This window comes from Novipirellula caenicola (genome assembly GCF_039545035.1).
Taxonomy (GTDB): domain Bacteria; phylum Planctomycetota; class Planctomycetia; order Pirellulales; family Pirellulaceae; genus Novipirellula; species Novipirellula caenicola.
This window is the reverse complement of record NZ_BAABRO010000001.1, coordinates 850,097-871,522: the sequence shown is the minus strand read 5'-3', so window position 1 is coordinate 871,522 and position 21,426 is coordinate 850,097. Positions and strand designations below refer to the sequence as shown.

At 55.3% G+C, this 21,426-nt stretch carries 17 protein-coding genes and 1 tRNA gene; 9 read left to right on the top strand and 9 right to left on the bottom strand.

All coding sequences use genetic code 11. The annotated features are described in order from the left end of the window. Positions 1-82 precede the first annotated feature (82 nt). From ABEA92_RS02910 to ABEA92_RS02895, 4 genes are all read right to left on the bottom strand, one after another. On the bottom strand, positions 83-634 hold the full coding sequence (locus ABEA92_RS02910; protein WP_345682290.1) for a hypothetical protein: 552 nt from the start codon (positions 632-634) through the stop codon (positions 83-85). Positions 635-752: 118 nt separating this feature from the next. Then, on the bottom strand, positions 753-1,265 hold the full coding sequence (locus ABEA92_RS02905) for an SMI1/KNR4 family protein (RefSeq protein ID WP_345682289.1): 513 nt from the start codon (positions 1,263-1,265) through the stop codon (positions 753-755). Positions 1,266-1,398: 133 nt separating this feature from the next. Continuing rightward, positions 1,399-1,881, bottom strand: a complete 483-nt coding sequence (locus ABEA92_RS02900; protein ID WP_345682288.1) for a hypothetical protein — start codon at positions 1,879-1,881, stop codon at positions 1,399-1,401. 2,096 nt (positions 1,882-3,977) lie between these two features. Continuing rightward, positions 3,978-4,051, bottom strand: a tRNA-Pro gene (locus ABEA92_RS02895). Between the two features lie 167 nt (positions 4,052-4,218). On the opposite strand from ABEA92_RS02895, the gene ABEA92_RS02890 reads away from it, so the two are divergent. Further along, positions 4,219-5,070, top strand: coding sequence for a putative RNA methyltransferase (locus ABEA92_RS02890; RefSeq protein ID WP_345682287.1), 852 nt, complete (start codon positions 4,219-4,221; stop codon positions 5,068-5,070). A gap of 120 nt (positions 5,071-5,190) precedes the next feature. Here the strand turns inward: ABEA92_RS02890 and ABEA92_RS02885 are convergent, their stop codons facing one another. Together ABEA92_RS02885 and ABEA92_RS02880 are read right to left on the bottom strand one after the other, a co-directional pair. Then, complete coding sequence (locus tag ABEA92_RS02885) at positions 5,191-5,508, bottom strand: hypothetical protein (RefSeq protein ID WP_345682286.1); 318 nt, start codon at positions 5,506-5,508, stop codon at positions 5,191-5,193. A 38-nt stretch (positions 5,509-5,546) separates the two neighbouring features. After that, entirely contained in the window at positions 5,547-5,702 is a 156-nt protein-coding gene (locus tag ABEA92_RS02880; RefSeq protein ID WP_345682285.1) for a hypothetical protein, read from the bottom strand. Between the two features lie 265 nt (positions 5,703-5,967). Here ABEA92_RS02880 and ABEA92_RS02875 point away from each other — a divergent pair, with 265 nt between their 5' ends. Then, a complete protein-coding gene (locus ABEA92_RS02875; RefSeq protein WP_345682284.1) occupies positions 5,968-6,201 on the top strand; it encodes a hypothetical protein in 234 nt (77 codons plus the stop codon). Positions 6,202-7,070: 869 nt separating this feature from the next. Here the strand turns inward: ABEA92_RS02875 and ABEA92_RS02870 are convergent. Both ABEA92_RS02870 and ABEA92_RS02865 read right to left on the bottom strand, forming a co-directional pair. Further along, on the bottom strand, positions 7,071-8,414 hold the full coding sequence (locus ABEA92_RS02870) for a DUF5658 family protein (RefSeq protein ID WP_345682283.1): 1,344 nt from the start codon (positions 8,412-8,414) through the stop codon (positions 7,071-7,073). Positions 8,415-8,632: 218 nt separating this feature from the next. Next, positions 8,633-9,409, bottom strand: a complete 777-nt coding sequence (locus tag ABEA92_RS02865) for a class I SAM-dependent methyltransferase (RefSeq protein ID WP_345682282.1) — start codon at positions 9,407-9,409, stop codon at positions 8,633-8,635. Between the two features lie 285 nt (positions 9,410-9,694). Between ABEA92_RS02865 and ABEA92_RS02860 the strand changes: the two genes are divergently transcribed. The 4 genes from ABEA92_RS02860 to ABEA92_RS02845 all read left to right on the top strand — a co-directional run bounded on the left by ABEA92_RS02860 (position 9,695) and on the right by ABEA92_RS02845 (position 13,623). Further along, positions 9,695-10,231, top strand: coding sequence for a sigma-70 family RNA polymerase sigma factor (locus tag ABEA92_RS02860; protein ID WP_345682281.1), 537 nt, complete (start codon positions 9,695-9,697; stop codon positions 10,229-10,231). 3 nt (positions 10,232-10,234) lie between these two features. Next, positions 10,235-12,016 carry a LamG-like jellyroll fold domain-containing protein gene (locus ABEA92_RS02855; protein WP_345682280.1) on the top strand — a complete coding sequence of 594 codons (1,782 nt, stop codon included), beginning with the start codon at positions 10,235-10,237 and terminating at the stop codon, positions 12,014-12,016. Between the two features lie 215 nt (positions 12,017-12,231). Further along, a complete protein-coding gene (locus tag ABEA92_RS02850) occupies positions 12,232-13,365 on the top strand; it encodes a DUF1559 family PulG-like putative transporter (protein WP_345682279.1) in 1,134 nt (377 codons plus the stop codon). Positions 13,366-13,428: 63 nt separating this feature from the next. Then, positions 13,429-13,623, top strand: a complete 195-nt coding sequence (locus tag ABEA92_RS02845; RefSeq protein WP_345682278.1) for a hypothetical protein — start codon at positions 13,429-13,431, stop codon at positions 13,621-13,623. A gap of 269 nt (positions 13,624-13,892) precedes the next feature. Here the strand turns inward: ABEA92_RS02845 and ABEA92_RS02840 are convergent, their stop codons facing one another. Continuing rightward, entirely contained in the window at positions 13,893-17,558 is a 3,666-nt protein-coding gene (locus ABEA92_RS02840) for a protein kinase domain-containing protein (protein ID WP_345682277.1), read from the bottom strand. Between the two features lie 383 nt (positions 17,559-17,941). On the opposite strand from ABEA92_RS02840, the gene ABEA92_RS02835 reads away from it, so the two are divergent. The 3 genes from ABEA92_RS02835 (at position 17,942) to ABEA92_RS02825 (ending at position 21,349) form a co-directional block, all read left to right on the top strand. Further along, a complete protein-coding gene (locus ABEA92_RS02835) occupies positions 17,942-19,081 on the top strand; it encodes a DUF1559 family PulG-like putative transporter (RefSeq protein ID WP_345682276.1) in 1,140 nt (379 codons plus the stop codon). A gap of 58 nt (positions 19,082-19,139) precedes the next feature. Continuing rightward, positions 19,140-19,604, top strand: a complete 465-nt coding sequence (locus ABEA92_RS02830) for a hypothetical protein (RefSeq protein WP_345682275.1) — start codon at positions 19,140-19,142, stop codon at positions 19,602-19,604. Positions 19,605-19,891: 287 nt separating this feature from the next. After that, the gene (locus ABEA92_RS02825; protein WP_345682534.1) at positions 19,892-21,349 is read left to right on the top strand and encodes an excinuclease ABC subunit UvrC; all 1,458 of its coding nucleotides are present in this window, start codon (positions 19,892-19,894) and stop codon (positions 21,347-21,349) included. The last annotated feature ends 77 nt before the right edge of the window (positions 21,350-21,426 follow it).

Genomic DNA, 21,426 nt, shown 5'->3' with positions numbered 1-21,426 from the left:
TCGTGGCGGCGGCAAATAAACGCTGATTCAGGTCGGACGTAGGCCGCCGCTCTCGTTCAATCGTGTGTTCTGTTGCATAGTTTCAGTCCAACAAGGAACCTTTCAGGTCCACGTAAGCGTCGAACCACCTGTGTCCGTCCAATACTTGCTGAATGGTCTTGCGCGTGAAAGCTTCGAGCGAATCCAGTTCCTCGAACCGTTCATTTTCGGAGTTTGGGTATAGCATGCGCAGTGATCTGCTGATGAAGAAAACCGCGCCATCCGAATTCGTTTGAAAGGCATAGACATCGTTCGGCACGTTGATCAGCGGATAGCCGAGGTCTGCATCGTTACCGGCTGGACTGAACACGCATCCTTTGCGGGCGGGTTCACCATCGAACGAGTCAGCGTAGCCGCCGGACATTTCCCAATCGTCCGCTTTCATTCCGTACAACGCAGGAACGTAGATCGGGAGCCAGTCAGGCCAAGTTGGTTCGTCGCCCAATTCGGAAAAACACAAGCGATTGCCAGCTACGTAGAAGTTGCCCATGTAGTCGGTAGCAATGAATTCAAAGTCGAGTGATGTCACCAGGGCCATTAGCCGATCCCACTCTTCCCATCCGGGATGAACGGCCTTCAAACGATCAATGAGCATGTTGGTGTCCATAGCACAGAACGTCCGGCATCACCGGGCGGGGAGAGTAAAGTTGTCCATTGCAGGTTCGTCCGCAAGCCCGGCGCAGGTGCATCGCATGGTGTGACGCATTTTGAGTTCAGGGTCGTGTGCCGTTCGGGAACCGTTCGTAGTAGCCGTTGGCGATCGCATTCTCAGCTTCGTCAGCAAGGGAGTCTAACCAGTCAAGCACAGACCCGAAACTCTGTTTGATTTCGCCATCATATTCGTTGAAGTACCATACCGGAGAGTCGTCGGACGCAGAGCAACGAATCATCATGAATTGTTCGCCAAGCCGACCGACGATCACGAGAGCGTCAGGCGGTAGCGTGGGCAATCCGCAATCGGGGAATTCGTCGCGGTCCTCGCGGCATTGGGTAGTCATGTCCAAGACAAAGGGATATGTCGCGGCATAGTGATCGTGAGTGAGTAGGCGGCCCGAATCGTGCCCCATCATCGTCAAGTAAGTACGATACGTCGCCGGTAGCGTCACGTCGTATTTCGATTCGAGGGAAGCAATCTCAGCCTCCGTGCAACCAACCAGCGATGCACGTGGAGCTATCCCAGCGTGGTCAAGGCGAAGCAGTAAATCGTCAAACGATTTTGGTGTCACGATTCAATGTCAGTCGGCGAACGACCCGCATCACCGAGTCGGGAAAGTTAATTGTCCATTTGTAAAACCACGCAAGCCCGACTTCGGTGGATGCGATGGTTATCTAATCTGCGGTCTCGCCACACGTGAAAAACTAGCTTGTCGGTCGCCATTCAGGTTCAGAAAAACCAGGCCGTTCGAACACAGTGAAGCTACGTCCGCAGTAAACGCAATCATATCGCCCAGTGACGGATACACCATAGTGAAAATCGATTGCATCAACATTGTGCATATGTTGGGACTTTTCGAGGTTGAGTGGGCTCGCTGGCACTCCTTTCGTCAGGATGTCACAACGGCATCTCCTGTCCTTGATCAGTGCTAACATGATCATCGCACCGTCTATCCAAATGCGCTGCACGTCGTCAGAATCTGAAGGTGAAGCATAGACTCGATCAACGATCTCAGAAACTTTGTCGCGATCGTCAGCTAGGCATTGGAGAAAATCAAGATCGAAGTGATTGACTAAGTCGTAGAAAGCACTGCGCGCACTGCGGTCTCTAATCTGCGAGAGAAACGCTCGAGTCTGATCTTCAACGGTCCAGACCATTTGAGATGCCCAAAGTAACAAACCATTCATTCAGATAACTATCTTTTTAACCCCGGGTCAGTCGGGTGGTACCATCGAATTCGACCTTAGATCACTCGGTGAGTCAAGTGATTTGAGTTATCTCACTCGGTAGCATCATGAGTCGAGTGATATATGGTTTTATCACTCGAGAGCATCGAGGAGTCGACGATCATGTCGGTGTTGAAATTTGAGGAAAAAGTGCTGTCCCCTAGCGGACTTTCGGACAACGATCGAACCTGGTTCCCGCGGTGGCTACGCCGCTACGCACTTGCCCAGCGCGGCGGTGGAGCATTGCCGCGTGAACCGCAATCCGGCATCAGCGGTGGCCCGCCCGCTGGATCGGTTGATCGCGGACCCGTGACGGGAGGCGGCCACGAAGGTAGGCTCGGGGAAGGACTGAGAAGATTAGATTGACAATTGCAAGTCGAAGAGACAGTGGAGGCTGTTTCCGCTTGCACCTTCGGTTACTTGGGTGACGCTCCGCTGAGGTCCACCGCAATCACGAAAACGGATTATTGGCGATCCGAATCGCCGTTGCAATCAAATTGTTTGAAAAATGGGTTTGCTGCTGCGAAGAAAAGAATCGCGAGGTGATCGGGAGCGAGGGATAGTATTGAACAGGAGGTAAGGGAGATAACGGAGGTGAGGGGATTTTTGACTCAGTTTTCTCTGATCGCTCCTGTTCAAATTATCCGCGCAATCTACGTTCAGGTTTGCGAGGTGGGCATCTGCTGTGATGCGGAGTCGTGATTGAAGGGATCGGCTGAGTTTGGTTGACGGTCGACTTAAGGCGGGATCTTTGGCAAGATCCACTACGGAGGGTGGGACTAGACGAGCAGACGCGGAATTGATGTGGGGTGCGAGTAAGACCGAGGCAGGCGCTCACCCGGACGAGGCCTTGAGGGCCCGTCCGACCTCTCCCGTGCTGGGCTCGGAAGAAGTGCAGGATGAAGAATAGGCGGCTTGTAACTCTGTTCCCGCGGTTTGCTCCTGTTCAAATAAGACCGCGCATCTGTTGCTTGCGTCTGCGACGGGGGAATCTGGTCTGATTGAATGGGGGCGGCTGGGTGTGGTTGACGGTCATTTTGGGGCGGGATCTTTAGCAAGATCCACTACGGAGGGTGGAGCTAGACGGAACAGACGCGGAATTGATGCGCGGCGTGAAGATTGGAAAGGTGTTGTGGGGGCGGGATTTTGGCTTAGGCTGAGGGCGTTGAGACGGAGCAAGTATTCGCGTTGATTTGCGTCGATTCGCGGGCCTGTTTTTTTGACGGTGCTGTGGTTGCGCGAGTGCAAGATAACTCATCCGATCGCGGTAGACGTCGGTCTTTCCTGTCGCCCCTTTCATTCCTGGGTTGCGTTGTAACCCACGGCTCACGCCGTGGGCTACAACATGCCGCCCCTTTCAGGACTTGGGGATGATGGTTGATGCCCTTGTTGCGCACTGCGATTGCTAGTCGCTTGCCGCGATGTTGGGGAGTGAGTGAGAATTGAAAAAGTTAAATTGACAATTGTAAATTCTAAAATGGATGAATCTGACGACTTGACGCGAGTGGGGGAAAAACATTGAACAGGAGGAAAGAGAGGTAACAGAGAAAGAGTTGATTTGTGACTCTGTTTGCTCCTGTTCAAATTGTCCGAGCAGTTGGCCATTTGGTCTACGAGAGTGAACAACTGCCGTGATGCGGAGTTGTGATTGAATGGGGGCGGCGGAGAGTGGTTGACGGTCGTTTTGGGGCGGGATCTTTAGCAAGATCCACTACGGGAGGCCTTGTGGGGCCGTTCGACCTCATCAAGTGGTGCGCTCGGGAGAGGTGGCGGATGGAAGGGGCGGCTTCGCCGGGGGCAGGTCTTGTGTTGGGTATTCAGTCCTTCAAGTGGATCGACGCAGGGTTTATGGCCTGTTTGACTGCTCCGGCGACTGACACCAGGGGTCTTCGGTGCCGAAATTTGACGCGATCACACGAATACCGGCTTTGGGTCTGCTTACCGAAAAAAGGCTTTGGGCGTCATGGCGTGAATTGGCTCCTGATTCGTGCATTGAAACGTACAGATGACGTATTCAATGATCGACGAGAAGCCGCCAAAGATAAGGATTTCTATAGTCGGGGCGATGTGATTTGAACACACGACCTCTGCGTCCCGAACGCAGCGCTCTACCAGGCTGAGCCACGCCCCGTGAGGAAGATTGCCCTATTTTTGTTACTTCCTCCGCTCTCGTCAACGGTCTTCCCACGCAAAGTATTTGGAGTCAGCCGAGTTCGATGGCTTGGCAGCCGTCTGCGGCCCTCGATCGCTCGATCCACTGCCCCTGTTGCTGCGGGCCCATCGCCTTAGAATGGGGCGATGTTTGAACTTCGCTGTACTGTCCGAAATTGTCGAGAGCTGCTGCAACCACGTGATCGCAGTCTGTTTTGTGCTGCGGGTCACCATTTTGACCGAGCCAAGGAAGGCTACTGGAGTCTGCTGCAGCCGCAAGATCGACGCTCCAAAAATCCAGGCGATGCGGACGCCGCCGTTTTGGCTCGGCATCGCTGGTTAGAGCGTGGCTATGCTGCGGGACTGATCGAAACGCTGCGGCCTTGGATCGCCGATTCGGCGTCATCGGATTCGGCGACCGTGCCGCGAACGACCGTGCCACGAACGATCGATCTCGGATGTGGCGAAGGATCATTCGGTCCCGCGCTTTTTTCAGATGAAGCCGACGGCTACTGCGGCGTCGATCTATCCAAACGAGCGATCAAGTTGGCCGCGCGGGGATGGCCTGCCGGAACTTGGGTGTTAGCCAACGCCGACCGGACCTTGCCAGCGGCCGACGCGAGTGTCGATCGAGTGATCTCGCTATTCGGGCGTCGTCCCGCAGCCGAGATTTATCGAGTGCTCTCGGAGACCGGCATCTGTATCGTCGCGGTGCCTGGCGAAGAGGATTTGATCGAACTTCGCGAGCAGGTCCAGCAAGCGGGGCATCGACGCAGCCGTTGGCAGATGGCCGTCGATGAGTTGTCCGCCGCTGGATTGACGTTTATCGAGCACAAGCACTGGCAACAGCGAGTTGACTTGGACACCGATGCGATCGCCGACGCGTTGGCGATGACGTACCGCGGTGTGCGGCATTCCCAGCAGACTCGTTTAGAATCATTGGCCGCCATGACGGTCACGTTGGCCGCCGATTTGGTTCTGCTGCGACGCGGTTCATAGAGCCGCCCGGTCTAATTCGAACGTTCTGCCCGCACCAACCGGACGGGCTTCGCGTCGTTTCGCTACCACGATCAACGGCATTCGCGAACGCCGTCGGTTCCAATTCGTAACGCGATCGGGTTAGCGGCGGAAGTGGCGATTGGCTTTGCCGCCGTCGTGATGCTTCCCACCTTCGTTTGAACGCATCTGGCGACCACTCGGTTTGCCTTGCTGAGGGCCACGACGCATCGCGACATGATCGCGTGAACCACTGCCGCGGCGATGGCCCGCTCCGTGATGATCACGTTGTTGCCCGCGTTTGCCGCCACGCATGCCACGTGAACCCGATTTGTCGCCTTGAGGTCCGCGATGCATTGCGTAGCGGTCGTGCGATTCGCTGCCCCGACGACGATCGACATCGTGATGCCCACGCTGTGGGCCACGTTTTCCGTGATGCATGTTGCTCGCAGTTGGACGAGGGCCATGAGGTCCACGGTTCACCGCGTAACCGCCGCGAGTTCGTTCGCCGCGATGATGACGAGCTTGTTGATGGCCGTGGTCTCGGCCGCCACGCACGCGGCCTTGATGGCGATCGCCCGATTGACGTTGACCAACATGGTGTTCATGTCTTCCTCCGCGTCGATTTCGGTCAACGTTTTGCTTACCGGCGTATCGTTCTTTTCCGCGAGCGGATGCCTTGCGGCTATTTTCCTTTTTAACGTTTGCTCGTTCGTCTTTTGACTTTGCATCTTTCACGCTGTCACGTTTGGCCTCATGATCACGCTTGGCGTCATGGCGAGGCGGCATGGGCATGCGGTCTCGTGGAGACTGTTTGACGTCACCGTCGTGCGAAGGTCGTGGCCCGGACCCAGGGCGTCCTGATCCTCCCGGTCCATGTTCTCCTACGCCACGTTCTCCATGTCCGCCACGACGAGCGTTATCATGATCGGGTCGCGGTCGGCCATCCTGCGGGTGATCGCCTCGTTTGTGGTCGGGGCGAGCATGTTCGGAGCCCTTTGGGGAATCCTGCTTGTCTCGGATACGTGGTGGTTTGGGAGCGTCGGGGTGCGAGTCCGCTTTAGCTTCGGCGGCAGGTCGTTTTGGTTTAGGTTTTTCTTGATTGTCGTCTTGAGCACTAACGACTTGACCTGATGTCATCAGTAGTAATGCCGTGGTGGAGATTGCCAGTTCTTTCAATGCAATATGCATCAATGTCATTCCTTTTCCAAGTTGGTTGTTTTTTTAGCGGGCCTGTTGGCGAACATTGCCAAAGGTTGCCTGTCCATTGAACCCTTAGGATGCAATGGTGTTTCGTCAAAACCAACGCAACGATCAAGAAAAGCGACAAACATTGGGTGGCCCAGTCTATCCCCGGTGATTGTGCTGTCCGCGGCAGAGTGGGGGAGCTAGCGTGTGCGCCGGAGCGGTTCACTCGCGGTAACACGATGCTTCGCGTAGCAACCCTCGCCCGTAGGTGCCGGTTCGCAGATTCGGCGTAGCGGAAGTCGCGGGCGGCTTGTTGATTTAGTGCAGTTTCCTGCGGCAAGGGGTGTACGATGGACTTCCGAGTCCGTCGATAGCGTATTGGACGGACTAGGAAGTCCGTCGTGCGAGACTAAATCAACAGCCAGTCAAGACTTGCGTCCCCATGCCAGGCTTCCGTGACCGCGGGAGGCCACCATCGCCGTAGTGGACGAGGCAACGAGTCCGAGCATTAGCCGTAGTGGACGAGGCAACGAGTCCCGGCAGCTGCGGGGCGCGGCGGGACTCGTTGCCTCGTCCACTACAGAGGAACCACTTCACCAGCGTCAGAACTCGAATGACGAAGTTTTTTCGAACAGCACCGAACTAAACCAGCCGTCTCGCTTCGTCGGGCAATAGTGGGTCGCACTGGAGGGCGGAAGAGGATTTGCCCTCAAGATCCACTGTCGATCCGGATGTTCTCGCGGTCTACGATACTGCCAATCAAGAAGGCTGGCTTCGCGGCCAGCCGTATGCAGCTTGGATCCACGATCAGTGGACTACAGGAACATCGAATTGAAGGTCAACCAGCGGGCGGTTAGTAGCGTCAATACTAGACAGCACCACCACGTGGCTCGCCGTGCCAAGGGTTGTTCGTGCAGGTAGTAGAGGATGCCAATCGCAAGTCCCGTGATCGTGATTTTGAACAGGATCAATTGGACCGGATCGTGGATCAATCCGTTGCCCAGCGGATTCAGTTCTCGCATCGCACCGCTTTGGTGTGCAATCAGCGTCCAGACGAGGTCTAGTGCCGAGAGCACTCCGACAATCGTCAGCGACCAAATCGTAGCCTTTTTCGCATTGGCGAGCGTCAACGGATCGTCGCCAATCGCAACCATTTGTTGAGGGTTCGCCATCAGATGTCCGAACGCGATGACGACGGTCACCATCGCAATCATGCTGAGCGGAAAGGCAATTTGTTGGCTCAAGATAAACGCAGCCGCTTTGCGTTCGTTGGTTTCGTGGACCTCTTCGAGCTGTTGCACCTTCTCGGAAGCTCGCGTGGCGAATTCAGGAGAAATCTTGAAGCCTTGAACCAGTCGGTGCCAGAGTTCAAAGTCAATCTTCTGGGAAACTTCTGACATCAACTCGGCTTCCGAAGGCGTTTCGCGACCCAGTAGAGCTTTCAGTAATTCATAGCCGACTTCGTTGGTCTCTAGCAGCATCGGCGCTTCGCCCGAGTAGAAAACGGCGACGGTGCCGGATCCGGTTTGATTGAAGTCGCTGGCTAAGGACTGCAATGGCGACCGCGGTAGGTACTCGCGATAACCTTCACGTCCTCGGTCGTCCCAGTTGCCACGTTCACCCCATCCGCCTCGCGAACCCCACTCGCCGCGAGAGTCCCTGTCACCACGGCCTCCCCAATCGGATCGTTCCCCTCGACCGCGGAATCCATAGCTAAACCGCGATCCACGACGGTCGTCCTCGTAACGCGAGAGATTGAAGGTGTATTCGTCAAAGACTTGACCGTTGACCTCAATTCCAGCGTTACTGAACTTCAATTCGACGGGAGGAGGAATGTAGACGCCGTTGAGGAACAAAAACGAATCCTCCATCTCGATCGTGCTTTCGAACTCGCGATACTTCGTCGCAGTTGTCTCGTTCGAGCCGGTTTCGCTTGGGGCGACCTCTTTCGGGTCTACCTCGTTCAGGTCTGGCTCTGCTTGGTTAGTCGATGACGAGGCGGATTCGGTCTGTGTGGTTTCCAGCGTCTGGGATTCGTCGGAGGCAAAGGCCATCGCGGTTGGCAATCCAAACATGAGCGTGCCCACGAGCATCGTGACACGAATCCAACGGCGTTTTTGGGTTTGGACCATACGAAGACTTTCCTTTTTCTGAACCATGGGTGGTGCTATCTCAGTGCCGCGGTATTCCAGGACCGAATCGAGTTCGTTTGCTGGAGAGCATGTTGGTTCGGGGGCTCAAGTGACCAGCGATCAAGCTTGCGACGAACCGCAGTTTCGAATCCAAGATGCCTGTCCGATATGAACCCCGGTTTCCGGCAAAGGTAGCGAGGCGATGCGAAATTTTTCGATTCGAGCGATGCCGGCAACGACGCGATTTATCGCCGCTTCAGGATAAAAACGGCGTCCACGAGATCGTCGTCCATGGTCCTTGGATGGTCGATGTCGTAGTCAAAGTCGAAGGCAGCTAGCAATTCGAATTGGTCTTTGACTTTGCGGAACAGGCTTTTGGCTTGGGTGATCGTGTAGAGTCGCAGCGGAAATTCGCTGCGAATGCGATGGATTTTCCCCGAGCGGGTTTGTGCTTTGATGCTTGCTCGCAGCGTTTCTTGGCGTTTTCGACGGTTAAAATCGATGACTTTCAGTGTCACGTGGACCCTCGTCCCCCCGTGGGATGCGGTCCAACGCTCGGTGCTTTCCGGATCCGCGTCCATTGGAATGCAGTGGAACCCAAGAATGTAGATGCCGCCGGTGACTAGGTGGTCGGCGACCGATCGCAAATGAGATTCGGCGTCCGCTTCGCTCAACAGATGCCGGAACGTATTGAACGTGCAAAATGCCGCGTGGAAAGGTTCGGAAAACTCCATTTGAGTCATGTCCCCCCGCACCAACGTGGCGTCGATCTTTCGCCGCGAGAGCCGTTTGCGGAGGTAGTCGAGCATCGGTTGGTTCAAATCCAATCCGGTCAACTGATAGCCGCGGGCCGCCATTGCCGCGACCAAGCGGCCGCTGCCACAGCCAGGTTCGAGCAGTTTGGTGGTCGGAGAATCGCTGCGATATCGCTCGAACGCCCGCTCAAAAAATTCGACCTCGGCTTGGGTTTCATCCCGAAACACCATGTCAAAGTATTGAGGATAATCGTACCAGTTTTCCATAGCGGGCGAGCGGTTGGGTGGAGAGGCGAATGCTTCGGTGCATCGCACCAGGCAGGCAGTAAAAGCCAGCATTGTAGTCAGAATGCGTTGTGCGGCCATGACGCCAATCCATAACGCGATTGGAGGTGCGAAAAATGCAGGTCATGGAAAATCCACTTCACGGCGGCCGGGGGTGGAGAGGGCAAATTTGCGGAATCTTGCCAGGATTTGTCCGGAATTAGCGACGGTCCATGACAAACAAACCAATAGGCGGATTCGACTTGTAAGTTTTTTAAGGATGTCACCATGGGGGCGAGAGGCGAAGTGGACGAGGGGTTTATCAAGGCCTACGCAGCGGCGCAGGGGCCGTTGCTGCAGTTCATCCTTTCGATGATTCCACGGCTGAAAGATGCGGAGGATATTTTGCAGGAGACCGCGATCACGCTTTGGAAAAAACGCGAGGAGTTTGACCCGAGCAAGGGAAGCTTCGTGGCGTGGGGATGTGGAGTGGCACGGTTCAAGGTGCTCGATCATCTACGCAAACGCAGCCCTCAATTTACTTTGAACGAGGTGGTATCGGAAAAATTGGTTGATATCGCTATTCAGGCCGCAAGCGATTTGGAAGCCCGCCAGCGACGCATTCATGCGCTGGAACAGTGTCTCAAAAAATTGCCCGACCCCGAACGCTTACTCGTCGAAGAACACTATCGCCAATTGCGTTCGATTCATGACATCGCCCAATCCGAGGGCAAAGGGTTGAGCACGATCTACGAGCGTTTGCAGCGAGTCCGAAATCGATTGGGACGGTGTGTCAAACGCCAACTTGAAATGGGAGCGGTTTAGACCATGGAACTAACGAAATCAGATCGTCGCACCTTTGACTCGCTCGTTGGCCGTTGGTGTGCCGGAGACATCACCGTAGAGGAAGCAAGACAGCTAAGCGAGCTGCTTAGCCGCGACGAGGCATTGGTTGCCGAATTCGCAGAGTCGATCCAACTGAATTCGATGTTGTTGCAAATGAATCGTGGGCTCTCTGCGGCGACGATGGATGAAATTTTGGAACCCACCGTCGCTGGGGCTGCAAACGAGTCCGATTCCGCCACCAAAGTCGACACGGTGAGCGAAATGGAATGGTTGGTGCCGACGTTGATCGAGCAAGCGGCGTTGCGGAACCGAGCGGTATCCAAATGGAGAAACGGGTTGATCATGTTCGTCGTTGTCTTGATTGGTGTCACAGCGTTCTACCGATTGGCGAGCGACCGCGGCGGAGATCCGAGTCGTGATCGACATGCGGCGACTCCGACGACTGCAGTGGACACGCCGTTGCCCCAGCAGTCGGGGCAGATCGACGAGCCGACGTATGCGGCAAAGGTGATTCGCCGCATTGATTGCGAGTTTGAATCGGATCGTTGGGAATTGATTCCAAGCAGCTTGTTCGTCGAAGGCCAATCCGTTCGTGTTTCTCGTGGGGTGGTGGTGCTCGAGTTTGCAAACGGAGCAACGGTCTCGTTGGAGGGACCTGCGGAGCTTGAGATTGTGTCCGCCAATAGCGGGTTTCTAAACGAAGGCAAACTGACCGCCGTGGTCCCTCCGTCTGCGGTTGGGTTTACGATCCAAACGCCGACCAGTCACGTAATCGATCATGGCACCGAGTTTGGCGTGCAAGTGCTGGGCGATGGGACATCCGAAACGCACGTGTTCGAAGGCGAAGTCGAGTTGCAGTTCGATGGGAATGCTGTATCCCAGCGGTTGACCGGAACTATGGCAACGCGATCCGAGATGAATCAAAGCTTCCATTCGATACGTTCGCAGCCCGACAAGTTTATTCGGGTGGGAGACATTGTTTCGCCGACGCCATCGGTCGTCGGCGATCTTGCGAGTCAGTGGAACGGCAATGTGCCGAAGCTTTGGTTTGATGCCAATCAAGGCGTTCAGTTGGATGCCGACAAACGCGTCACCGCTTGGCGGAACGTCGCTCAGCCCTCGCGCGAACTTGATGCGTGGCAGGTCAATGCGGATTTACGCCCTCGTTTTCTTGCTGCCGATGACAGCCTCGACCGACACGCTGATCAACACCACGGTGGTCACAAGCAATATCCTGCGGTGCAATTTGCAGAATCCGAATACTTCGTGACACCCCCGTTGTCGATTGGAAGTGAAATCACGGCATTGGTCGTGATGCAAATGGCCGATGCCGAGCAGCGACGCGGCCGAGGACAAATTCTGACAATCGGCGGTTTTCCTAATTTGGTTCTCGATATCAACGCCAACGGCGAATTGCGATCACGCGTCTATTCTTACAGGCCGAAACGGCATGACATTCTCAAGGCTGCCGATCCATTGTTGTCGGATCAAATCTACGTTGCGGGATACCGGTACAGCGTCGCCGAAGATCGTTTCGAGTTGTATCGCAATGGTGAACTGTTGGACACTGCTTCTCATGCGTTTGCGATCAAGCCGGCGGCACAGTTGGCGATCGGAGGCAATCGCATCAAACAGTCGGATTTCTATTCTGGAGCGATCCGTGAGATTGTGATCTTTGATCAGCTTCTTTCGCCACAGGATTTTCGACAGACCACGGACCATTTGATGGAAAAACATGGGATCGTGCTGCGGAAGCACCTGTGAAAGACGAAGTGCCGGCAAAAAACGGAGCGAATTAGAAGTTTTGTGCCGGTTTGCGGCTCGGGACGGAGGGCTTCACGGCGAAACTCAGGAAGCTCAGTGACGCACGTTCCAGGAAAGAAATCCGCAAATTTTAATATTTTGTCCGGAATGATCTGAGTTCGATACGGATATCTCATTGCAAACGATTCTTTTCTTTTCCGAGGAGTTCTTTTCCGATGAGACATTCAAGACGCGCCAAAACGGCATTTACGTTAGTGGAATTGCTCGTTGTGATCGCCATCATTGGAGTCCTCGTGGGCTTGCTTTTGCCTGCGGTCCAAGCGGCACGCGAAGCCGCGCGGCGGATGAGCTGTAGCAACAATTTCAAACAGCTGGGCTTGGCACTTCACAATTACCATTCCGCCTACAACAACCTGCCGATGCAAAAAGGCGGTACGCGAGGGCCGGGGTTGACCAACAAGGGGCGTCAGAGTGCGTTTCCGGGTTTGACGCCGTTTATGGAACAGCAAGCGGTGTGGGATCAAATCTCGAATCCGTGGACCGATCCAGCGACCGGGATCACTTATCCAGCGATGGGCCCGCCGCACTGGATCGATCAATACCAGCCGTTCAATACCCAAATTCCCACGCTGTTGTGTCCCAGCGATCCAAGTTCGGTTGGGATCACACCGCAAGGGAAAACTAACTACGGGTTTTCGATGGGCGACAGTTTTTGGAACATCAACAATTACAAGAACAATGGATCCAATCGAGGACAGCATCGTGGCGTTTTTATCAGCAAACGACACACTCGATTTCGTGACATCCTCGATGGTCTAAGCAATACGATTGCGATGGGAGAGATGGTCAAGTCGCAAGGGACGCGTGAAGTGATAGCGGATGTTGCCTATCGTGCTCATGGCAATACCGCGGCTCGCAATAATCCGAAAACCAACGGATGGGACCGTTTTGTGGATCCTGAGCGACCGCTGTTCTACGATGCCTCAACCAACTTGACCTACGATGCGGATTCGGGACGAACCCGAGGCAACAATTGGGTTGCCGGAGACGCGATCTTCACTGGCGTGACGACCGTCTTTCCACCTAACGCACCGAGCTATCAACGCGGCGCAAACCCCAGCGGCAACGGGGGAATCTTTACGATGGCAAGCCGGCACGCCGGAGGATGCCATGTGTTGGTCGCCGATGGAGCGGTGAAGTTTGTTACCGCCAGCATCGACACGGGGAATTTGAACTCGCGTCCCGTGGGAGTGGCCGGCGGTCCTGCCGCAGGAACGAAAAGCCCTTATGGATTATGGGGTGCGCTCGGCAGCCGAGCTGCGAAGGAAACGATTGACGAAGAGTTTTAATCCAATGCCGATTTGCTCTTCTTTCATGCTCGCCCCCTCCCTTTTTATTCAGGAAGCAAACACGTGAAACCTTTCCGGCAATTATGTCTCGTCGCGTTCGCAGGCTGCATGTTCGCGACGGTTGGCTGCAGTGGCTCGAACGAAGTCACCGTCAATCAACCCAAGGAGGTGAAAACCCAAGAGGAAATCTTGCAAGAGATTGCCGAGATCGACGCCGAGAACGAACGTCTAGCTCGGGAACGACAATTCGATGATTGACAAGCCCCAGTGTCGCTAGGTGGATGCCATCGACTTTGGCACCAGTCGGATGGTTTTTGTAGCGGAGCGGCGTGAGCCGCTCGGTCGATTCCGAACGTTTTATTCGCGGCAACCGGACGGCTCGCGCCGTACCGCTACCTAATGTCGATGACATCATGTGTAAGCTGCTGGCGTGAGCAGGCGGTAGAGCACTGCCCTCACAATCCGACGACACGTCCAACGTTTTCGCTGTCCAGCGCCAGATCCCAGTCGATTCACTCGCACCGAATTCACCGCTTCGGTTTCACTGGATCCATTCCCTTGTCGTTTCCGCGAATTCGGGCGAGCGGTTGGTGGGGCAATCCCGGTAGCGAGACACTTTCGTAGGTCGCGTGACTCAGCATCGCGGTGAACTCACGCATGACCCGCGGATCGGCATACACGGTTTCGCTCAGCAATAGGTCTTCGCCAGCGATCGAGGGCATTGCCATCGCCGCGCGTGCGGTGCTGCCGAAATAGTCGAGCCGATCATTGGCGACCGCGACCAAGGTGCGTCCGGCATGCACGCCGATGCCAATCGATTGCTCTCGGTTTTGTTCCGATTGCTGGACTTCCAGCGCCGCGGCGATGGCGTGGTCGCAGCGGTCAAATGCCGCCAACATGCTTTCGCCGACCGTTTTTGCAATCGTGCCATGATGCAGCTGCACGATCTGTTCGATTCGCCGATGGATTTCGTGCACCCGCTTGTAAACCTCCGCATCGCCTAGGCTGGCGTAAAGCGGTTCGATGTCTTGGATCGTGGTGGCCAACAGCGTCATCTGCTCGGCAGTGATCGGGTTGTCATCGGCAAAAACTTGATCGGGAAACAGATTGCGAAAGCGTTGATTCGTCGATGCCGAGGCCGCCGTGACGACATCGTCGCGAGGGATCGTTCGTTCGATTCGGATCACATGCAATGATGTGTCATCATTGATCAGTTGGATTCGCTGGATGCCGCTGCGAAGTTTAGGGATGTGCGACGATTGGCCGAGCGATAGCAGTTTGGTCGTGTATTCGCTTGCCCCGCGTCCTTGTTCGATTCGGATGGATTGGGTTTGAGGAAGCCGCGTGCCGCGAAGCAAGTAATCGCCTTCGGTTAGGTGTAACTCGAGCTCAAACATCTCCTCTGCTTCGATGCGAATCTGAGCGACCACGTGCGGCGAATGTTCGGGGCCGCCGATACAATAGCTCTGGTCATCAACACGTCGGATTTCCGGATGGGCTCGAAACACCATCTCGATCGCATCGCCGCGGTTGGATTGGAATGCGACGTGACATGCTTCGCAGTGAGTATGGTCTTGGATTGCCGACAAATTCGGATGGGTGGCCGCGGGCGCTCGGCACGTCGGACAGAGAACGTCCCACCGCAATGACAGCAGCCCCACCGACGCGGCGACCAAGCATGCGTCGACAGTGTCGTCGGCAGCGAAACCAAGTTCCCGTGCCAAGCTGATCGGACGAATCTGAGCGAGTGTTTGGGGCGGAGCTTCGCTGAGATAGACTCCGATCGCGTTCGCCAAATCAGCATCGATGCCGGAATCGATCAAACGATCAAGTCGTTTTTGCAAACGCTCGGCATCAGCGGTGCTAATGGAGTGAGGGGATTCAAACGGATCGATTTTCGGACCTTGTTTGCGACTTTGAATCGATTTGTCAATCCGCAAATAGACACGGTTCAAATTGCGAAACGCTTTCCAGTCGGCTTCGACGGTCGTCATCACGCGGCCAAGCAGATTGCGAGGTTGAACGCGAATTTCATGGCTCAGTTTCGTGCCACCGCCTGCAATCGGTTCCATCGTCACGATGCTCATGAACCAAACGAAGGGGCCCGATTGAAATTCACGCAAGATGCCCATGCGATTTGCTTCGATCCATTCAAACGGATGTTCTTCCCACGCGACCTGCACCCCACTGATACGAAAGGATCCAAATTTACGGATGCCACGTTGTTCGTCGTACTCGGTGCGGTACGTGACGGCGGGTAATCCGATGGCACGATTGAGTCGTTCGGTGTTGGAAACATACGGCCATAGTTCATCGGGATCGCTGATGAGTTCCCAGTGCTCGGTTTTCTGCCACCGTTTGTCAGCGCAATGCTCCGGCATTTTGGGATGCGTTTCGATATCCGATGGAGTGCCTCTTAGAACGCGGTCGATCTCGCGGCTGAACTGCGACGCATCGACAAATCGTTTTTCGGGTTCCTTGGCCAACGCACGATTGACGATGCTGGCGCAAGCGTCCGAGAGTTTCGGATTGAACTGCTGCACCGACGGAGGTCGGTCGTACAGGTGCATCGTGGCCAATTTGATCCGATCATCCGACTGAAACGGCACCTGTCCGGTCAGCAATTCAAACAGGGTGATTCCCAGCGAGTAGACGTCGGTGGGCGGACCGAGTTCGTGGCTGCCGCGACACTGTTCAGGCGACATGTACAGCGGCGTCCCGATCATCACTCCGTCGCCGGTGACCTCCATCGATTCGGATTGATCGATGTGGCGGGCGATGCCGAAATCGGAAAGTTTAACGCGGTAGTTTTGGATGTCATTGTCATCGTCGCTGAGGTCCGATTCACGTCGCTGTAGCAGCACGTTTTCTGGTTTGATGTCGCGATGCACGATCCCTTGCGAGTGCGCGCATGCAAGGGCCCGAGCGATATCGCCAACGATGCACAACGCATCGTGTTCGCTGATCTCAATGCGTTCGCCACGGATGCGGCGGGTCATCCATTTCTTTAAATCGATGCCATCGATGTATTCCATCGCCAAATAATGGATGCCGCGTTCCTGATCGACGTGAATCAAACGAGTGACAAACTCGTTTTGAATATCCGCCAAGACCCTTGCCTCTTTGCGAAACCGGCGGATTGCTTGGGCTGAGTCATCGCGATTTGTTTTCAGTACTTTGATTGCCACGGCAGATTGATCGAGCAAATCGGTGCCGGCAAACACCGCTCCCATCCCGCCTTGCCCAATCTTTTCGCCGATCAAGAACCGGCCCAAGCGATCACCACGTTGAAGCGCTGGCGTCGCGGAAGTGAACGACGATTCGCGGATCGAACCGCCATCGGTCTCGGGGTTCAATTCCGCCGTCGCAGCGTCGTTTCCTCGAGTGGATTTCGACTCGCGTGTGATTTGGGTTTCTGGATTGCCCGCGGCAGGTTCACGCGGTTGAAGCGGCAGGCTGTTTCCCAGATCGGCCGAGGTTGCGACGGTGGCGTAGCGATACGAATCCGCTCGCTGAAGCAGCCTGAGCAGCGGTTCAGGTTCAGAGGCAGATTCGTTTTCCAACCATTTCAAAATGGCGATCGCCTGAGCATGCAAATCAGCGGACGCGACTTTGGACGAATCCTCACGTTTGGCTGCGTTGCTGAGTAAGCACCGCAGTACGCTGTACAGTCCTGCTCGGTCGGCATCGAGCGGGTCGTTCGCGGCAGCGTCTGTCGGCTGGCTCGGACGGGCATCAATGGCGAGATCCAGATAGTCCAATCGGATTTGCCAGCTTTCCGATGGTCGCTGCAGGGCAATGTTCTCGGCGGTGAAGTGGGGATGATACAAACCGAGATGATGGGTTTGCAGCACGAGTGAGGTGAGCTGGGTCGCAATGGTAAGGACCTCGGCAAGGCTGAGATCCTGCGACGCGGTTGCCAAACGTAATGCTGGAAGCGATTCCGCCACCAAAATCGGCGGCGTTCTTGAAAGCCCGTTTTCGATCACGCGGCATACATACGGGGACTGCAACAGATCGATAAAGCGGACGTTGTTGGCGATGGCATCAAGACGGGCGGGGGTGATCGCGGGGCCATTCAGCACGAATCGCCGATGAGGAGGACCTGCGGTGGCGGGATCACCATGCCGGTAAAGAGCTCCGTCGGGACCCTGGGAAATCCAGTGATGCGACGAGGGGGTCATGAGAGCCATTGCAGTGAAGACCAATCCGAGTCGGGTTCCGCAGCCAAGTCTTTGCCCTCAATGTAGCCGATCTCGGTTTGCCTCGGACGGGGTGAACGCGAATCGCGATCGAGCGGCCCGCTGTTTTGATGGGGGTGAGCAGCAACAATCCGCGATGCAGCACTCGGAAAAGGTAGAAGATTTTGCGTGGGTTAGGGCACTCGAGTGGCCTTAGCGAGGGCCGTAGGGGGGCTAGGTTTCGCTCACTTCGGGGCTCGCGGTAATTCTTTCGAGGCCACGATTGTTCCTAACGCAATCTTCGCATCACTGATCTACGCTTCCCCTCGCTCGCTGCGATCGATGCAGCCGACTTCCTAGTTCTTTAATTTGAAACCGATCGAGGACTCTCTGAAATGTCTGAGCGAACCAAGCGGCGTGAACCTGATCGACGGGCCGCTTTCACGTTGGTCGAACTCTTAGTGGTGATTGCAATTATCGGTGTGCTTGTAGGGCTGTTGTTGCCAGCCGTGCAAGCGGCACGAGAGGCAGCGCGGCGAATGCAGTGCAGCAATCATCTCAAGCAACTGACGTTAGCAATGCACAATTACCATGATGCGTTTAATCAGACGCCGATTCACATGCATCGCGGGGCGGATGACTATGACTCGCCAGGCGGTGGTTCAGGCAATTTGTCGTGGTATGCAGGGATGTTGCCATACGTCGAGCAGACCGCGATCTATGAGGCGATTCCGTTTGAGAGCACTGGTAGAGGAAACGCGTGGAGTGGGCTGGCCAATAACACCAGCAAGCTAGGGGAAGTGGCCCGCGTCCAGGTACCGACTTTTCTTTGCCCGACCGAATCGGTAACCAATTCGGTGGTCGCGACAGGTGGGATCACGGCCAATTTTAGCTACCTTGCCAACGCTGGTCATGGTCGCAACATGCTGATGCCATGGGAGTCGACAGGAGCCGCGATCAAGGTGTCGCCGGGGATCATTTCGATGAACCGCATGAACGAAAAAGGACCTTATAGTGACTATTGGCGATCGACCACGAATCGCAACTTTGGATTTCGCGATATCTTAGATGGTTTGTCCAATACTGCTGCGATTGCCGAGTCGCTCGTCAATGATGGGAGCGGCAAAATGTTGGACGATCGCCGCAATTTGCATTACACGAATTCGGCACTGGTGGAAGCCTACGATGCCTACATCGACCAAGTCGTCACCGATGGCTTGAACGGCTACAAGAATTGGGAACCTTGGAGCATGTACAAGGGGCATTCGTGGTTGTACACCGACGGTTGGCAGCGTCATGTCTATGGACATGTCTTTACGCCCAACACGATTTCCATTGCTGCCTACAGCAGCGACACGATTCGTTGCCACGAAGGCGACTCGGCGATCACCGCGTCAAGCGACCATCCCGGTGGAGTACAGATGTCGCTGATGGATGGCTCGGTTCGTTTCATTACTGATTCGATCGATATGGAAACATGGTGGGCGTTAGGTACCAAAGCAGGAAAAGAGATTGTCAACAACGACAATTTCTAAGCCGGTGATGCACACGGTCCAGAAAAATCACAAAATAACTATCACAATGTGGAACAGAATGATCCAAACCGTATTTACTCAGTCCGTGTTAACTGCGTTCGCCATCATTGGTTTGGTCTCGTTGTCGTTGCCCGGCTGCGGGTCGGGCGAAAACGCAATCCAGGCGAGATTGAAAGAGGTGGCCTACACTCCAGAGAAATTGGTGGCAGAGCTTGCTGTGCGTCTGAAAACCATGGATGGGGGTGGCGGCCGCCGAGTCAACGAAGCGTCGCGTTCGGGCGGGGAAACCCCGAACGAAGATGGTCGGGGTGGCGGTCCCGGTGCACAAGCGTCGCCAGGGGACGGTCCCGGAGGTAATCCGTTTACGCTGGAAGCGATCGCTGCGGACATCAAAAGCAAAATTAATGCGATGCAAGACGCGGCGGGCGAACAAGAGGACGTGATGGCCAAAGTCGTCGCGGAAATTGAGAAATCGGAAATCAAAGACGACTTGAAGCAAAAAGTCATCGCTGCGATTCGCTAAGCACATTGCCGGAAATATCGAGGGAAATCCCACTGCAGCGCTGGCGAAATTGACTAGCAATCGTCAGCCGTCTCTGGACGGGGGCAGGCGATGCGTTGCCAGCAAGCGAGGCTGAAAATTCGGCGGAATGCCAAGATCGGGTTGTCTGGCTAGAATAATGTCGTCGCCACCTTGCCCTCGCAAAGCGTCGCTGCATTCGCCAATCGAAATGCCGACTCGTGCGAAGGAGAAGTGTGGCAAAGTCCCCCTGTTTCTCTGAATTGATGCAATTGACGGATCGCCCCTCCATGCCGGATGACCCTAAAAAGAAACCTGCCAAAAAGAAAGCTAGCCAGAACAAAGCAGCCAAAAACAAAGCTGGCCAGAACAACGAATTGGTTGACAAGGTCTGCGAAGACAAAGTGACGGATGGGGCGGGAGACGAGCTGGTTGAGACGCTTGGATTCAGCCATGCAGCAACCAAGGTCAAGACGTTCCCGACGTCACCGGGCGTTTATTTGATGAAAGACGATGCGGCGCGGGTGATCTATGTTGGCAAGGCCAAGAATTTGCGAAGTCGCGCGGGCAGCTACTTTTTGAAAGCGGCGGCCGAAGATCAGCGGACCGCACCTTGGATCGGCGAGATCGCGGACATCGACTTTGTCGAGTGCGAAACCGAAGTCGACGCGTTGTTGATGGAAGCCCGGTTGGTCAAGGACATCCAACCCAAGCACAACAAGGATCTCAAAGACGACAAGTCGTTTCCGTATTTGATGATCACCACGCGTGACGAGTTTCCTCGCGTCGAGATCACTCGCGAGCCCAAGGAAAAGGGCGTCAAATTGTATGGCCCGTTTCCAAGTGCTGGAGCGCTGCGGGGCGCGATTCAGGTGCTGCAGCGAATCTTTCGTTTTCGCACCTGCACGCTTGACATCAGTGAATCCGAGGAACGTTGGAAGTGGTTTCGTCCCTGTTTGTTGGCCAGCATCAACCAGTGCACCGCGCCGTGTAATTTTCGTATCAGCAAAGAAGAATATCGCCGCGACATCAAACGATTGCAAACGTTTATGGAAGGCGGCAAGAAGCGGTTGCTAAAAGAGATGCACGACGAGATGCAAGCGGCCAGCAAGGCGATGGATTTTGAGCGAGCCGCGGTACTGCGAGACGAGATTCGCATGCTCGAGAAACTCGAGGATCGCGGTGAACTCGATACGCACGTTCAACCCGAAGTCTTTTACATCGATCCGAAAAAGGGGCTGACGGGACTTCGCAAAGTGCTGGGGTTGGCGGAAACGCCGCGGATCATCGAAGGGGTCGACATCGCTCATCTCGGTGGCGGCGAAACGGTCGCCAGCTTGGTGCAGTTCATTGACGGATTGCCATTCAAACCAGGCTATCGCCGGTTCCGCATCCAAGACGTGGACGGCATCGACGATTTTCGCAGTATCTATGAAGTGGTCTCGCGGCGTTTCCGCAAGCTTTCGGATTCCGGCGAATCGTTTCCCGACATCTTGTTGATCGACGGAGGCAAGGGACAGCTCAATGCAGCGATGGCGGCGTTCCGTGATCAAGACATCACGCCACCGACAGTGATCTCGCTGGCCAAACGCGATGAAGAGATCTTTCGGCCCGGTGATTCCGAACCGCTGCGGTTAAGCAAAAGTGCGTTTGCACTGCGATTGCTGCAGTACGTCCGCGACGAGTCGCATCGATTTGCTCAGCATTACCACCATATCCTCCGTACCAAGTCGACGTTTGATCGCTAGAAGGTCGCCGTGATCGGTTTCCCGTCCGTGAAAGATGCTTCGACTGATTCGCAGCCTATCTCGCAAAAACAACCTAC

Coding starts and splice junctions, on each gene's coding strand:
- ABEA92_RS02910 (WP_345682290.1), bottom strand. CDS start 634: ATGCTCATTGATCGTTTGAAGGCCGTTCATCCCGGATGGGAAGAGTGG.
- ABEA92_RS02900 (WP_345682288.1), bottom strand. CDS start 1,881: ATGAATGGTTTGTTACTTTGGGCATCTCAAATGGTCTGGACCGTTGAA.
- ABEA92_RS02890 (WP_345682287.1), top strand. CDS start 4,219: ATGTTTGAACTTCGCTGTACTGTCCGAAATTGTCGAGAGCTGCTGCAA.
- ABEA92_RS02885 (WP_345682286.1), bottom strand. CDS start 5,508: ATGCATCACGGAAAACGTGGCCCACAGCGTGGGCATCACGATGTCGAT.
- ABEA92_RS02875 (WP_345682284.1), top strand. CDS start 5,968: ATGTCCGCCACGACGAGCGTTATCATGATCGGGTCGCGGTCGGCCATC.
- ABEA92_RS02870 (WP_345682283.1), bottom strand. CDS start 8,414: ATGGTTCAGAAAAAGGAAAGTCTTCGTATGGTCCAAACCCAAAAACGC.
- ABEA92_RS02865 (WP_345682282.1), bottom strand. CDS start 9,409: ATGGAAAACTGGTACGATTATCCTCAATACTTTGACATGGTGTTTCGG.
- ABEA92_RS02860 (WP_345682281.1), top strand. CDS start 9,695: ATGGGGGCGAGAGGCGAAGTGGACGAGGGGTTTATCAAGGCCTACGCA.
- ABEA92_RS02855 (WP_345682280.1), top strand. CDS start 10,235: ATGGAACTAACGAAATCAGATCGTCGCACCTTTGACTCGCTCGTTGGC.
- ABEA92_RS02850 (WP_345682279.1), top strand. CDS start 12,232: ATGAGACATTCAAGACGCGCCAAAACGGCATTTACGTTAGTGGAATTG.
- ABEA92_RS02840 (WP_345682277.1), bottom strand. CDS start 17,558: ATGGCTCTCATGACCCCCTCGTCGCATCACTGGATTTCCCAGGGTCCC.
- ABEA92_RS02835 (WP_345682276.1), top strand. CDS start 17,942: ATGTCTGAGCGAACCAAGCGGCGTGAACCTGATCGACGGGCCGCTTTC.
- ABEA92_RS02830 (WP_345682275.1), top strand. CDS start 19,140: ATGATCCAAACCGTATTTACTCAGTCCGTGTTAACTGCGTTCGCCATC.
- ABEA92_RS02825 (WP_345682534.1), top strand. CDS start 19,892: ATGCCGGATGACCCTAAAAAGAAACCTGCCAAAAAGAAAGCTAGCCAG.